10 protein-coding genes are annotated in these 13,979 nt (G+C 69.9%); 7 read left to right on the top strand and 3 right to left on the bottom strand.

Translation table 11 applies throughout. The annotated features are described in order from the left end of the window. The first annotated feature begins 168 nt into the window (after positions 1-168). The 4 genes from secD (at position 169) to ACQP2Y_RS34230 (ending at position 6,467) form a co-directional block, all read left to right on the top strand. A complete protein-coding gene (gene secD, locus ACQP2Y_RS34245) occupies positions 169-2,064 on the top strand; it encodes a protein translocase subunit SecD (RefSeq protein ID WP_433720051.1) in 1,896 nt (631 codons plus the stop codon). A gap of 1 nt (position 2,065) precedes the next feature. Beyond that, the gene (gene secF / locus ACQP2Y_RS34240; protein ID WP_433720050.1) at positions 2,066-3,244 is read left to right on the top strand and encodes a protein translocase subunit SecF; all 1,179 of its coding nucleotides are present in this window, start codon (positions 2,066-2,068) and stop codon (positions 3,242-3,244) included. A gap of 69 nt (positions 3,245-3,313) precedes the next feature. Next, positions 3,314-3,874: an adenine phosphoribosyltransferase gene (locus tag ACQP2Y_RS34235; protein WP_433720049.1), complete on the top strand. Its 561-nt coding sequence runs from the start codon at positions 3,314-3,316 to the stop codon at positions 3,872-3,874. 160 nt (positions 3,875-4,034) lie between these two features. Continuing rightward, positions 4,035-6,467 (top strand): RelA/SpoT family protein, encoded by a 2,433-nt coding sequence (locus ACQP2Y_RS34230; RefSeq protein ID WP_433720047.1) that lies wholly within the window; start codon positions 4,035-4,037, stop codon positions 6,465-6,467. 1,590 nt (positions 6,468-8,057) lie between these two features. Here ACQP2Y_RS34230 and ACQP2Y_RS34225 read toward each other — a convergent pair. Continuing rightward, on the bottom strand, positions 8,058-8,888 hold the full coding sequence (locus ACQP2Y_RS34225) for a peptidylprolyl isomerase (RefSeq protein WP_433720045.1): 831 nt from the start codon (positions 8,886-8,888) through the stop codon (positions 8,058-8,060). A 65-nt stretch (positions 8,889-8,953) separates the two neighbouring features. After that, the gene (locus ACQP2Y_RS34220; RefSeq protein ID WP_433720043.1) at positions 8,954-9,838 is read right to left on the bottom strand and encodes a peptidylprolyl isomerase; all 885 of its coding nucleotides are present in this window, start codon (positions 9,836-9,838) and stop codon (positions 8,954-8,956) included. A 164-nt stretch (positions 9,839-10,002) separates the two neighbouring features. Between ACQP2Y_RS34220 and ACQP2Y_RS34215 the strand changes: the two genes are divergently transcribed. Both ACQP2Y_RS34215 and hisS read left to right on the top strand, forming a co-directional pair. Further along, on the top strand, positions 10,003-10,701 hold the full coding sequence (locus ACQP2Y_RS34215) for an MBL fold metallo-hydrolase (RefSeq protein WP_360820054.1): 699 nt from the start codon (positions 10,003-10,005) through the stop codon (positions 10,699-10,701). A 22-nt stretch (positions 10,702-10,723) separates the two neighbouring features. Continuing rightward, positions 10,724-12,055, top strand: coding sequence for a histidine--tRNA ligase (gene hisS / locus ACQP2Y_RS34210; RefSeq protein WP_433720042.1), 1,332 nt, complete (start codon positions 10,724-10,726; stop codon positions 12,053-12,055). A gap of 19 nt (positions 12,056-12,074) precedes the next feature. Here the strand turns inward: hisS and ACQP2Y_RS34205 are convergent, their stop codons facing one another. Further along, positions 12,075-12,611 (bottom strand): alpha/beta hydrolase, encoded by a 537-nt coding sequence (locus ACQP2Y_RS34205; protein WP_433720040.1) that lies wholly within the window; start codon positions 12,609-12,611, stop codon positions 12,075-12,077. Between the two features lie 138 nt (positions 12,612-12,749). Between ACQP2Y_RS34205 and urtA the strand changes: the two genes are divergently transcribed. Continuing rightward, complete coding sequence (gene urtA / locus ACQP2Y_RS34200) at positions 12,750-13,973, top strand: urea ABC transporter substrate-binding protein (RefSeq protein ID WP_433720038.1); 1,224 nt, start codon at positions 12,750-12,752, stop codon at positions 13,971-13,973. Positions 13,974-13,979 lie beyond the last annotated feature (6 nt).

Below are 13,979 nucleotides of genomic sequence, written 5' to 3'. Positions count from 1 at the left end.
GAGGCGGGGCAGCCGGACGGCTCGTTGTTGTGAATAATCGGCGCCGGGCAAATCGGCCGGAAACCCGCCTGTGTGGCGGGCCACCGGCCCGGCGTCCGCCTGCCCCCCGATTCATCCCCAGCGCCGCGCGCTCCCGCCGCGGCCGAAAGTACGAGGAGATCGACAGTCGTGGCACGACCACCACAGGGACAGAGTCATCCCGGGCGGCAGCTCGCCGTGCTCGGTCTCCTCTTCGTCATCCTCTATGCCCTCGTCTTCTTCGGCGCGGGTGCCAAGGGCGACTGGCACGAGCGGATCGAGCCCAAGCTCGGCCTCGACCTCGTCGGCGGCACCCAGGCGACCTACGTGGCCTCGCTCGAGTCGGGCAAGGCCCCGTCCGAGGTGAGCATGGAGGAAGCCCGCAAGATCATCGACCAGCGGGTCAACGCGCTCGGCGTGGCCGAGGCCGAGGTCGTTGTCGAGGGCAACCGCAACATCGTGGTCTCCGTCGCCGGCGAGGCCGACGACCAGCTGAAGAACGTCGGCCAGGCCGCCCAGATGCGCTTCCGCAAGGTGCTCAAGGCGACCGGCGACAACGCCGCCGTGGCGGCCAACCCGCCGTCCGCGAGCGCCGCGCCGAGCGGGGCCGCGCCCAGCGCGAGCGCCGGCACGGCTCCGAAGATCACCGGCAGCGCGGCGCCGTCGGCGTCCACCGGTGGTCAGGGTGGCGGGGAGCGGGCACCGAGCCCGAGTGCCCCAGCGCCGTCCGCCTCGGCCCCCGCGCCGGCTCCGTCCGCCTCCGCGGCGGCACCGGCCCCGGTGTCGGCCGACATCAAGGAGCAGCGCGCGGCCGTCGAAAAGAAGGTCGGTGCGAAGGCCTGGGCCGCGGCCGAGAAGCTGACCGACCCGGTGGACCTGTCCACCGATCCGACGGCCGGCGTGCAGTTCAAGGCTTTCGGCGCGCTCACCGGCGCCGAGGTCAACGCCCTGACGCCGGAGATGCAGTTCAACATCCCGACCATCGGCTGCGAGAACCAGCTCGACAAGCGGCCCAACGGCGCGATCGACGCGATCAACTCGAAGGTCGTCGCCTGCCAGAGCGGCGCGAAGATGTACCTCGATGCCGCCAAGGTCATCGGTAAGGACATCGACACCGCCACCCCGCAGCTCGACCAGCAGCAGGGTCAGTGGGTCGTCTCCCTCGACTTCACCGGCCCGGGCCAGGCCAAGTGGACCGCCCTCACCCGTGAGGCGTTCCAGCCGGCCGCCAACGACACCTGCGTGGCCGCCGCCCAGGCGCTGTCCACCGGCGCGACGCACTGCCTCGTCGCCGTGGTGCTCGACAAGACGGTCATCTCCGCCCCCGAGATCCAGGGCGTGCTGACCGGCCAGTCGCAGATCACCGGCCAGTTCGACGCCGCCTCGGCCAAGGAGCTCGCCGACCAGATCAAGTACGGCGCGCTGCCGGTCACCTTCGAGCCGGCCGCCACCCAGTCGGTCTCCGCGACGCTGGGCAAGCAGCAGCTCGAGGCCGGTCTGCTGGCCGCCGCCATCGGTATGGGCCTGGTCGCGATCTACTCGTTCTTCTACTACCGGCTGTTGGGCACCGTCATCTTCCTGAGCCTGATCCTGTCGGGTCTGCTCACCTTCGGCGCGCTGGTCGTGCTGGGCCGGGCCACGGGCTTCACGCTCACCCTGGCCGGCATAGCCGGGTTCATCGTCTCGCTCGGTGTGGCGGCGGACTCGTTCGTCATCTACTTCGAGAGACTCAAGGACGAGATCCACGAGGGGCGCAGCGCGCGCAGCGCTGTCCCCCGGGCCTGGGCCCGTGCGCGGCGTACCATCATCTCCGCGAACACCATCACGATCATGGCCGCGGTGGTGCTCTACATCGTGTCGATCGGCGCGGTGAAGGGCTTCGCCTTCGCGCTGGGCCTGTCCACGATCCTCGACCTGGTCGTGGTGTTCCTCTTCCGACACCCGATCATGACGATGTTCGCCAACACGAAGGCGTTCATGTCGCCGCGGGTCAGCGGCCTCGGCCGCGCCCTCAAGCGCGCCCCGACCGACGTCAAGGAGGCCTGACATGGCCAGCAAGGGTTTTGCCGACCGCCTCTACCGTGGCGAGGCGAACCTGAACATCGTCGGTCGCCGCAAGATGTGGTTCGCGATCGCGGGCGCGCTGGTGCTCATCGCCCTGGGCAGCTTCCTGATCCGGGGCTTCCACCTCGGCATCGAGTTCGCCGGCGGCACCCAGTTCGTCATCCCGGCCAGCATCGGCACCCAGCCTGAGGCGCAGAGCGCCGTCGCCCGCGCGGTCGAGACCGCCGGCGTGGCCGAGGCGGCCGACATCGGCACCGCGCAGAAGGTCGGCAACGGGCCGGACGCTACCTACACGGTCCGGACCGAGGCGCTGACCCAGGAGGAGTCGACCGCCGTCAAGAACGCGCTGGTGGCCGACCTCAAGGTGCCGGCGGAGGACATCAGCGACAACCGGGTCTCCGCGGCTTGGGGCACCCAGGTGACCCAGCAGGCGCTGCTGGGTCTGGGCATCTTCCTGGTGCTGGTGCTCGGTTATCTGGTCGTGCGCTTCGAGTGGCGGATGGCGGTCGCGGCCGTCGCCTCGCTGCTGCTGGACCTGGTGCTGACGGCGGGCGTCTATTCGCTGGTCGGCTTCGAGGTCACGCCGTCCACGGTGATCGGCTTCCTGACGATCCTCGGCTTCTCGCTCTACGACGTGGTCGTGGTGTTCGACAAGGTGCAGGAGAACACCCGCGGCATCACCGCGGGCAGCACCCAGACGTACAGCGAGGCGACCAACCTCGCGGTCAACCAGACCCTGATGCGTTCCATCAACACCGGTCTGGTGGCGCTGCTGCCGGTCGGCGGTCTGCTCTTCATCGGAGCCGGTCTGCTGGGCGCGGGTTCGCTGAAGGACCTCGGCCTGGTGCTGTTCGTCGGCATGGGTCTCGGCGTCCTGTCCTCGATCATGTTCGCGGCGCCGACGTTGGCCGCCCTGAAGGACCATGAGCCGCGGATCAAGGCGCACACCGCCCGGGTGCTGGCCCGCCGTTCCGGGGTCCGCTCCGGCGACGTGGCCCGCGGCGAGCGCAACCGCCCGGCCGGTGCGACCCCGGCCGAAGAGGTTCCGGCCCTGGCCGGCTCCTCCACGCCGCGGCCCGGCGTGCGGCCTGCCGCCAAGCGCAACAACCCGCGTAGCGGGGGTGCTGGCAACCGGCCGAGCGGCGGCCAGAAGCGCCGCTGAGCACCACGTTTCAAGAACGGCCCGCCACCGCTTCGGTGGCGGGCCGTCGGCCTGTCTAGGCTGTCCGGCGTGACCCAGACTGACGAGGTACGCGGGGACAGCGGTCCCGAGGTTGCGGAGCTGGTGGCGAGCCGGGTGCTGGACGTACCGGACTTTCCCAAGCCCGGCATCGTCTTCAAGGACCTGATGCCGCTGTTCGCCGACGGGCCGGTGTTCCGCCAGGTGATCGACGGAATCGTGGCGTACCACGGGGCCGGCTCGTTCGACGTGGTGGCGGGCGTGGAGGCGCGCGGCTTCGTGGTCGCCGCGGCCATCGCCTACGCCACCGGCAAGGGCGTCGTGCCAGTGCGCAAAGCCGGCAAACTGCCCCGCAAGACCCACTCCGCCTCGTACGCCCTGGAGTACGGCGAGGCGACCCTCGAGGTCCACGAGGACGCGTTCGTGGCTGGTCAGCGGGTGCTGGTGGTGGACGACGTACTGGCCACCGGCGGGACGGCCGGCGCGGCGCTGGAACTGGTCGAACGGGCCGGCGGCACGGTCTCCGGCTTCACGGTGCTGATGGAGCTGGGCTTTCTCGACGGCCGCAAGCGGCTGGCCCCGCGTACGGTCCATGCTCTGCTGACCGTTTGATCCGTATCTGCCCCCGGTGGTGGCACGGTTTCGGCGGATCGGGCCGGGCCATCCGGGAAGTGGGGGCGGGTAGGATGACGTTCTCAGCTAGGTGAGCAATGGTGGTGGACCGGACCGGTCGAGGACGACCGGTGGTCCCGGCGATGGTGTGAGGAGGCCGGTGTCCAGCGACGTCGCCCCTCCGACGGAGGGCACGGTGCAGCCGACCGGCGCGAAGGCGCCCGAGGCTGAGCAAGCCCCGAAGTCCGAGGCCCCGGTCACCGGGGAGACGCACGACCTCGAGTCCACCCAGCCGCTGTCCCCGGCCGACGAGCCGAGCAGCAGCTTCGGGCTGGCCAGTGCGCCCACCGGGCGACGGGTCCGGGCCCGGCTGGCGCGCTTCAACGCGCCGTGGCAGAGCACCCAGGTCAGCGAGGTGCTCGAGCCACTGATCGCGACCCACCGGGCCAGCCACCCCAAGGCGGACGGGCGGGCGCTGCAGCGGGCCTTCGACGTCGCCGCCCGCTGGCACTCGGGGCAGTACCGCAAGTCAGGTGACCCGTACATCACGCACCCGCTCGCGGTCGCCACCATCCTGGCCAACCTCGGGATGGACACCACGACGCTGGTCGCCGCCCTGCTGCACGACACGATCGAGGACACCGACTACGGCCTGGAGCAGATGAAGGCCGACTTCGGTGGCGAGGTCGCGCTGCTGGTCGACGGCGTCACCAAGCTCGACCGGGTCAAGCTCGGCGACGCGGCCAAGGCGGAGACGATCCGCAAGATGGTCGTCGCGATGGCCAAGGACCCGCGGGTCCTGGTGATCAAGCTGGCCGACCGGCTGCACAACATGCGCACCCTGACCTTCCTGCCCCGCCCCAAGCAGGAGCAGAAGGCCAAGGAGACGCTGGAGATCCTCGCACCGCTGGCCCACCGCCTCGGTATGAACACGATCAAGTGGGAGCTCGAGGACCTCGCCTTCGGCACGCTGTTCCCCAAGCGCTTCGAGGAGATCAACCGCCTGATCGGCGAGCACCAGCCGCAGCGGGAGGCGCTGCTGCGCCAGGTCACCCAGCGGGTGCAGCTCGACCTGAAGTCGGCCAAGATCAAGGCGGAGACCACCGGACGGCCCAAGCACCTGTACTCGATCTACCAGAAGATGATCGTCCGGGGCCGCGACTTCAACGACATCTACGACCTGGTCGGCGTGCGCATCCTGGTCGACACGGTCCGCGACTGCTACGCCGCGCTGGGCGTCATCCACGCGAACTGGCAGCCGGTGCCGGGCCGGTTCAAGGACTACATCGCGATGCCGAAGTTCAACATGTACCAGTCGTTGCACACGACGGTCATCGGCCCGACCGGCAAGCCGGTCGAGATGCAGATCCGGACCTTCGCCATGCACCGTACGGCGGAGTTCGGCATCGCCGCGCACTGGAAGTACAAGGAGCAGAAGGGCGCGACGATCGTCGGCCCGCCCGCGCACATCGACGAGATGACGTGGCTGCGCCAGCTGCTGGACTGGCAGCGCGAGGCGAGCGACCCGAGCGAGTTCCTGGACGCGCTGCGCTTCGACCTGTCCAGCCAGGAGGTGTACGTCTTCACCCCCAAGGGCGACGTCATCCCGCTGCCGACCGGTTCGACGCCGGTCGACTTCGCGTACGCGGTGCACACCGAGGTCGGCCACAAGACCATCGGCGCCCGGGTGAACGGCAAGCTCGTGCCGCTGGAGTCCACACTGTCCAACGGCGACGTCATCGAGATATTCACCTCGAAGTCCGCCACGGCCGGCCCGACCCAGGACTGGCTCGGCTTCGTCAAGAGCCCGCGCGCCCGCACCAAGATCCGCCAGTACTTCAACAAGGAACGCCGCGAGGAAGCGATCGAGGACGGCAAGGAAGCGATCGTCAAGGCGATGCGCAAACAGGGCCTGCCCCTGCAGCGCATGCTGACGAGCGACAACCTGACGACCATCGCCCGCGACCTGCACCTGGCCGACGTCGCCTCGCTGTATGCGGCCGTGGGCGAGAACACGGTCTCCGCCCAGTCGGTCGTGCAGAAGCTGGTCGCCGGCTTCGGCGGCGAGGAAGGCGCAGTCGAGGACATCGCCGAAACGGCCGTCGCGACCCGCCCGCCCCGCAACCGCAGCACCGCCCAGGACCCCGGCGTGGTCGTCAAGGACGTGAGCGACGTCTGGGTGAAACTGGCCCGCTGCTGCACCCCGGTCCCGGGCGACGCGGTGTTCGGCTTCGTGACCCGCTCCGGCGGCGTCAGCGTCCACCGCGAAGACTGCGCCAACGCGGAAGACCTCCGCGACCAGAGCGAACGCGTGGTCGAGGTGAGCTGGAAGCCGACATCGGCGTCGACATTCCTGGTCGCCATCCAGGTGGAGGCGCTGGACCGGCACAAGCTCCTGGCCGACGTGACGCGGGTGCTGTCCGAGGAACGCGTCAACATCCTGTCCGCAACAGTGACCACGACGCGCGACCGGGTGGCGGTCAGCCGCTTCACCTTCGAAATGGCCGACCCGAAGCACCTGGGCCACCTGGTAGCAGCAGTCCGAAAGGTAGACGGCGTCTTCGACGCCTACCGCGTAACCTCCGGCGCCTAACCGGCCTGCGGCCCGAGCGACCGCGGACACGCCCCGGCAGCAGGACCGTGGGGGCGCAGGCGGCGGAATGCAGCAAGCGCTGCTGCCGACGCTAGCGGCGTCGGTGACGGACTCTGGCTGCCCACCCGGCCACCGCGAAAGCTGCGCTCCCGACGCTGCGCCGCTGGGCCGCATCGCGTCGCAGGTTCGCGCCGGGTCGGTGAACCGCGTTGCCCGTCTGGTCATGCGGCGTCGTGTCGCTGGGCCGGGTCATTCCGCTGCGTTGCGCGGCCCGCGGGACCGCGCCGCGTCGCAGGGCCGGACCATGCGCTGCGTTGGGCGGCCCGCTGGGCCGCGTCGCTGGGCCGGGCTATGCGCTGCGTTGCGCGGCCCGCTGGGCGGCGTCGCGTCGCGTCGCTGGGCCGGGTCATTCCGCTGTGTTGCGCCCCCCGCGGGGCCCTGCCGCGTCGCAGGGCCGGGCCATGCGCTGCGTTGCGCGGCCCGCCGGGCCGCGTCGCGTCGCTGGGCCATGCTGCTGCCTTGCACCGCCCCGCTGGGGGCCCCGCCCGCTGGGCTTGGCCATGCCCGCTGGGCTGGGCATACCGCTGCCTTGTGCTGCCCGCTGGCCGTGCCGCGCCGTTTGGTCGTGCCGCCTCGCGGAGGCGGCGCCGTCGACCGTGCCGGGCCGAGGGCGGCGCCGCTGGCAGTGCCGGGCCGAGGGCGGCGCCGCCGGCAGTGCCAAGCCACTGGGTTGGGCCGAACGACGAGGTTGGACCGTCGCCGCAACGCGCGTCGCGCAGCGGGCCCGGCGATTGGAGTCCTCCGACATCCCGCCGGTGGTAGAGGTTGCTGTGCGCTGAGGCCCCCAACGTGTCTGTGCGAGTCCTCGCGCGACGTCAATCCGCCGGACAAATCCGACAAGGCACAAGGGACAGGGCGGGCAGCCTCGCTCGGCGAGCGTCAAGTAACCAGCCGGGCAGTGCGGTGTGCGGGCGGGCGTGGGGGACAGGCGGAGAGGAAGGCCCAGGCACCTGGGGAGCCGGTGAGGTGATCCGGTGGACGGGCGGCGGTGGAGGTGGGTGGCGGTGGGTCCGGGCAGCTGGGGCGCCGAGAGAGGTGATCCGGTGGATGGCACGGTGGACGGGCGGCCGGGGGGATGGGCGGCGGTGGGTCCGGGCAACTAGGGCACCGGGTGAGGTGATCCGGTGGATGGCGCGATGGGTGGGAGGCCGTGGGGATGGGTGGCGGTGGGTCGGGGCGGCTGGGGCGCCGGGTGTGGTGATCCGGTGGATGGCGCGATGGATGGGCGGGGGTAGTTCCAGGCTGGGGTGAGGAAATCCGGTGCTCGGTGCTGCGTGGGGATGGACCCCGGAAAGCCCAGACAGCTGAGGCAGCGGCTGAAGCGACCCGGTGGATGCCGCGGCGCGGGGGATGATCGCGCAAATCCCCAGACCTGGACCACAACGGGCTTGGGGCGGGGATGGCCCACGCAGATATCAAGCCTGACGAGCTGCGTGGGCCATCCCCGCCCCCAAGCCCCCACCCGGAACAAAAGCAGAAAGGCGGCCCCCCAGAAAACAGGAGGTCCGCCTTTCCGGAAAACCGAGAAGATCAGCCCTTGGCCATAGTCAGAGTCTTGATGGTGATCTCCTTCTTAGGATGCCCATCCCCCTGACCATTGGCATTGTCACTACCGGCCTTGGCAACCGACTCGACGATGTCGAGCCCCTTGGTGATCGTGCCCAGCACCGTGTAGTCCGGCGGCAGGTCGGTGTCTTCGTACACGATGAAGTACTGGCTACCCGTCGAGCTCGGCGCGGACGTCTTCGCCATCGCGATCGTGCCCTTCGGGTACGCCGGCTTCGCGTTCGTCGGGAGGTTCTCCTCCGCGTAGCGGAAGCTGGGCCCGCCGGAGCCGTCGCTTTCGCGCCAGCCCTTGCCGGTCGCCGTCGGGTCGCCGCACTGGAGCACCTTGATGCCCGCGGTCGTGAGCCGGTGGCACTTCGTGTTGTCCCAGAACTTCTTGCTCGCCAGGAACGTGAACGCCTCACCGGTGCAAGGCGCCTTGCTCAGGTCCACCGCCGCTGTGATCGCGCCGAGGTTGGTGTCCATGGTGAGGGTCGACTTGCCGACGTTCGGGGCGTTCGACGGCGGCGTGCCGACGTCCTTGACCTTGCTGCCCGTGCTGCCGTCCTCCGGGATCCATGAGCAGGCCACGGTGCCGGGGGGTGGGGCGGCCGCATCGGTCGACTTCTTGTCGTCGTCGTTGCCGAGCGCGGCGACGATCCACACCGCGGCGCCCGCGATCACGACGACCGCGAGGGCCGATCCGATGATGGCCTGCCGCTGCCGGCGCTTGCGCGCGGCAGTGGCCCGCTCGGCCATCTCCTTCTCCAGCCGGGCCCGCGCCGCCGCGCGCTGCCGGTCCTTGATCGACGACACGGTGTTCCTCCTGTATGCCTCGGTGCGGTGAGGGGATATGTTGCGACGATTCTGGTCCGGAAAGCTCAGGACTCGCTGGACGCCGAGGGGGCGGCCGAGGGGGCGGTGGCGGCGGGCTCTGCGCTGGGCTCGCCGACAGTGATGCTCTGTACCGTGATCTTGTCCTTCGGGGTGACCTTGTCGCCCGCGCTGTTCGCCACGGTGGCGATCTTGCCGATCTTGGCGACCGTGTCCAGCCCGCCGGTGACCTTTCCGACGATCGGATACTGCGGTTCCGTCTTCGGGGTGAAATCCTTGAAGAAGATCAGGAACTGGCTGCCGTTGGCGCCCGGCGGGTTGCCGATCATCGCCACGGTGCCCTTGGGGTAGAGCGGCTCCTGCGGCGTCGCCGCGGCCGATGCGCTGGGCGCCGGAGCGGGGGCCGTCGGCGTGTTCTCGTTGTAGACCGTGTACGTCGGACCGCCCTGGCCCGTGCCCTTCGGGTCCCCGCAGTGGATCGCGCCCTCGGCGGTGATCTCGTGGCAGGTGGTGTTGTCGAAGAACTGCTTGCCGGCCAGGTAGCTCAGGCTCGCGCTGGTGCACGGCGCGGCAGCCAGGTCGAGGCTGACCACGATCGGCGCGCCCTGGTCGGTCGTGATCGTCATCGGCCGGGTGCCCGCGGTGGGGATGCCGCTGGTCGGCGGCTCACCGACGTCTTTGAGGTCGGGGTTCGACTCGGCGTTCTGCGGCGTCCACGCGCACACCTCGGAAGCGGTCGGGTCGACCGGGTCGTCGCCGTCGAAGGCGCCGCCGAGCCACGCCACTCCGCCCACGATCAGGACGAGCGCCAGTGCCGCACCGAGCCCGGCCTGGATCTGCCGCCGCCGGCGCTGCCTGCCCGCCCGGCGTGCGAGCTGCCGATCGAGCTTCTCCCGCGCCAGTTTTCGCGCCCGGTCCCTGCTGGAAGCCACCGAGTGCTCCCCTTCCTTAAACTCTTGTCAGTGCGCCACGCCACACGCCCGCAAGAGTGTACGGGTAACCGCTGGGAATGTGGTGTGCGAGGTTCCGTCACGGTGCGTACGGTGTGTCCCGCTAGGCTTGACCGGCGAATCCGACCGCGAGAGAGGGGTGCCCAGTGCTCGTCACCGGCTTTCCGGCCGACGCCTTCGGCACCAACTGTTACGTCGTGGCCGCCGGCCCGGGGGAGCAGTGCCTGGTGGTCGATCCGGGCATCGGCGTGCTCGACCGTCTCGACGAGGTGCTGGCCCAGCACCGGCTGCACCCGGCCGCGGTGCTGCTGACCCACGGCCACCTGGACCACACGTTCTCCGTCGCGCCGGTCTGCGGTGCGCGCGGCATCACGGCGTACGTGCATCCCGCCGACCGGGAGATGCTCGCCGACCCGGCCAAGGGCCTGAGCATGGATCTGACCGCGTTGTTCGGCGGCCGGCTGTCGTACACCGAGCCCGAGGACGTCGCGGAGCTGACCGACGGGGCCACGCTGAGCCTGGCCGGGCTGGAGATCACCGTCGACCACGCGCCCGGCCATACCGGCGGGTCGGTGCTCTTCCGGCTGCCCGGCGCGGGCTCGCAGTGGGAGGCGGACCAGGTCTGCCTCTCCGGTGACGTGCTCTTCGCCGGTTCGATCGGCCGCACCGACCTGCCGGGCGGCAGCACGGAGACGATGCTGGCCAGCCTGCGGGACAAGATCCTGCCGCTGGCCGACGACACCGTCGTGCTGCCCGGCCACGGACCGGAAACCACCATCGGCCGCGAGCGCGTGGCGAACCCGTACCTGCGGGAGCTGACCACCGCGCCCGGCCGGGGCCTCTGAGACTTTCGCTAGGAGAAGCACCATGAGCAAGCCCACGCCCATCTCCGGCTTCCCGGAGTGGCTGCCCGCGCAGCGGATGATCGAGCAGAGTGTGGTCGAGCGGATCCGCGCGACCTTCGAGCTGTACGGCTTCGCGCCGCTGGAGACCCGCGCCGTCGAGCCGCTGGACCAGTTGCTGCGCAAGGGGGAGACCTCCAAGGAGGTGTACGTCCTGCGCCGCCTCCAGGAGGATCCCGGCGCGCCGTCCGACGACTCCCTCGGCCTGCACTTCGACCTGACCGTGCCGTTCGCCCGCTTCGTGCTGGAGAACAGCGGCAAGCTGCAGTTCCCGTTCCGCCGCTATCAGATCCAGAAGGTGTGGCGGGGTGAGCGCCCGCAGGAGGGCCGTTACCGGGAGTTCCTGCAGGCCGACATCGACGTGGTCGACCGTGACAACCTGCCGTTCCACTACGACACCGAGATGCCGCTGGTGATCGGGGACGCGTTCGCGTCGTTGCCGATCCCGCCGGCCACGATCCTGGTCAACAACCGCAAGGTGTGCGAGGGCTTCTACCGGGGTCTGGGCCTCGAGGACCCGGATCAGGTGCTGCGTACCGTCGACAAGCTCGACAAGATCGGCCCGGAGAAGGTGGCGGCCCTGCTGGTCGAGACGGCCGGGGCCACCGACGCCCAGGCCAAGGCCTGCCTGGAGCTGGCATCGATCTCGGCGGAGGACGCCTCCTTCGTGGACGCGGTGCGGGCCCTTGGTGTCGACAACGCGTTGCTGGACGAGGGGCTTGAGGAACTGGTCCGGGTCGTCGACGCGGGCACCGAGCACGCGCCGGGCCTGATCCGGGCGGAGCTGAAGATCGCCCGCGGGCTCGACTACTACACGGGCACGGTCTACGAGACCCAGCTGCGCGGGTACGAGCGGTTCGGCTCGATCTGCTCCGGCGGCCGCTACGAGAATCTGGCGACCGCGGGCAACGAGCGGTTCCCGGGCGTCGGCATCTCCATCGGCGTCTCCCGGATGCTGGGGTTGCTCTTCGGCCGGAGCGCGCTGGGCGTCTCGCGGTCGGTGCCGACCTGCGTGGTGGTCGCGTTGCCGGCCGAGGAGCTGCGCCCGGCCTGCGACCGGATCGCCCGGGCGCTGCGCAGCCGGGGCATCAGCACCGAGGTGGCGCCGTCGGCGGCCAAGTTCGGCAAGCAGATCCGGTTCGCCGAGCGGCGGGGCATCCCGTACGTGTGGTTCCCCGGCGCCGACGGCGCGGCCGACACGATCAAGGACATCCGCTCGGGTGACCAGGTCGAGGCCGACGCGTCCACGTGGCAGCCGCCGGCCGAGGACCTGACTCCGATCGTCTCCGCCGGCTGAGCCCCACCCTGGACAAGCGTCAGCGCGCGTCCAGGAAGTCCTCGATCGCGGTGCCGATGACGCCCAGCGTCTCGGTGAAGTCCCGCAGGGTCCCGGGCGCGCGCAGGGAGTGGTTGGCGTCCCGGATGGTCAGCACCTGCTGGCCGGTCGAGCGGGCTGCCTCCGGGACCCACCACGGGTCCGCGGTGCCGCCGATGAGCAGCTGCGGCGCCGGGTTGCGGGTGATCGCGTCCACCACGGGCGGGACGGTCAGCAGCGGGGTCAGCCAGATCGCCGGCAGTTCCAGGTCGGCGGCCAGGGTCGCGGCGTGGGTGCCGAGCGACTTCGCGATCAGCACCGGCCGGGCGTCGGGGTCGCGCTGGACCAGCCGGTGCAGTGCCGCGGCGACGCAGGCGCGGACGAACGGCTCCGGCCCGACCTCCATCAGCCCCTCGGGCATCGTCCAGGTGACCTGCTCGATGCGGGCCTGCCGGTCATTCAGCGCCTCCCAGCCGAGGTCCAGCAGGGTGGTCTGGACGATGCCGATGCCGCCGGGCACCAGGATTCCGCTGAGCACCGCGTCAGCCTAGCGCCGAAGATCCTATGTGGCCTGTGAGGTCACGTTAACTTATTCGACATGTGTCAATACGTTGGGTGAAATGAGCTGTTCCTAGCTTTCGGGGCACCACCCCCCGCGGGCGAAGGGACAAGTCCCATGTCATCTACGAAGTGGACCCAGACTCTCTCCATCCTTTTTCTGTCCACGACTCTGGCGGTGGCCGGCTGCGCCGATGATCCGTCGGCGAGCGGCAGTTCCTCCGGCGACACCATCAAGGTCGGCATCCTGCACTCCCTCAGCGGCACCATGGCCATCAGCGAGGTGACGGTCCGCGACTCCGAGCTGCTGGCCATCGAGGAGGTCAACGCGGCCGGCGGCGTACTCGGCAAGAAGCTCGAACCGATCGTCGAGGACGGCGCCTCGGACTGGCCGACGTTCGCCGAGAAGGCCCAGAAGCTGATCAACGAGGACAAGGTCGCCACCACCTTCGGGGGCTGGACCTCGGCCAGCCGCAAGGCGATGCTGCCGGTCTTCGAACGCAACAAGGCCCTGCTCTGGTATCCGGTGCAGTACGAGGGGCTGGAGAGCTCGCCGTACATCTTCTACACCGGCGCGACCACCAACCAGCAGATCGTGCCCGCCCTGGACTATCTCAAGCAGCAGGGCAAGAAGTCGGTGTTCCTGGTCGGCAGCGACTATGTCTTCCCGCGCACCGCCAACAAGATCATCAAGGCGTACGCGGCAGCGAACGGCATGACCGTGGCCGGTGAGGAGTACACCCCGCTGGGCAACACCGAATACTCGACCATCGTCAACAAGCTCGGCCAGGCCAAGCCCGACGTCGTCTTCAACACCCTCAACGGCGACAGCAACGTCGCCTTCTTCAAGCAGTTGCGCAGCGCCGGCTTCACCGACAAGACCATGCCGACGGTCAGTGTCAGCGTCGCCGAGGAGGAGGTCGGCGGTATCGGCCCGGCCAACATCGCCGGTCACCTGGTGGCCTGGAACTACTACCAGACCACCGAGGGCGCGACGAACACGGAGTTCGTCAAGAACTACAAGGCGAAGTACGGCGCCACCAAGGTGACCTCCGATCCGATGGAGGCCGGCTACAACGCGGTCAAGCTGTGGGCCGCCGCGGCCGCCAAGGCGGGCAGTATCGAAGTCGAGGCGGTCAAGAAGGCGGCCGGCGGGATCTCGCTGGACCTGCCCGAGGGCAAGGTGACCATCGACGGCGAGACCCAGCACGTCTACAAGACCGCCCGGATCGGCCTGATCCAGCCGGACGGCCAGATCAAGGAGGTGTGGAACTCCGGCGAGCCCGTGAAGCCGGATCCCTACCTCAAGGGCTACCCGTGGGCCGCCGGACTGGCGTCCTGAGCGAGC

Source organism: Actinoplanes sp. CA-051413, from assembly GCF_050955795.1.
Lineage (GTDB): Bacteria > Actinomycetota > Actinomycetes > Mycobacteriales > Micromonosporaceae > Actinoplanes.
The sequence above is the reverse complement of the archived record's forward strand: the minus strand, read 5'-3'. Positions and strand labels throughout refer to the sequence as shown.

Coding starts and splice junctions, on each gene's coding strand:
- secF (WP_433720050.1), top strand. CDS start 2,066: ATGGCCAGCAAGGGTTTTGCCGACCGCCTCTACCGTGGCGAGGCGAAC.
- hisS (WP_433720042.1), top strand. CDS start 10,724: ATGAGCAAGCCCACGCCCATCTCCGGCTTCCCGGAGTGGCTGCCCGCG.
- urtA (WP_433720038.1), top strand. CDS start 12,750: ATGTCATCTACGAAGTGGACCCAGACTCTCTCCATCCTTTTTCTGTCC.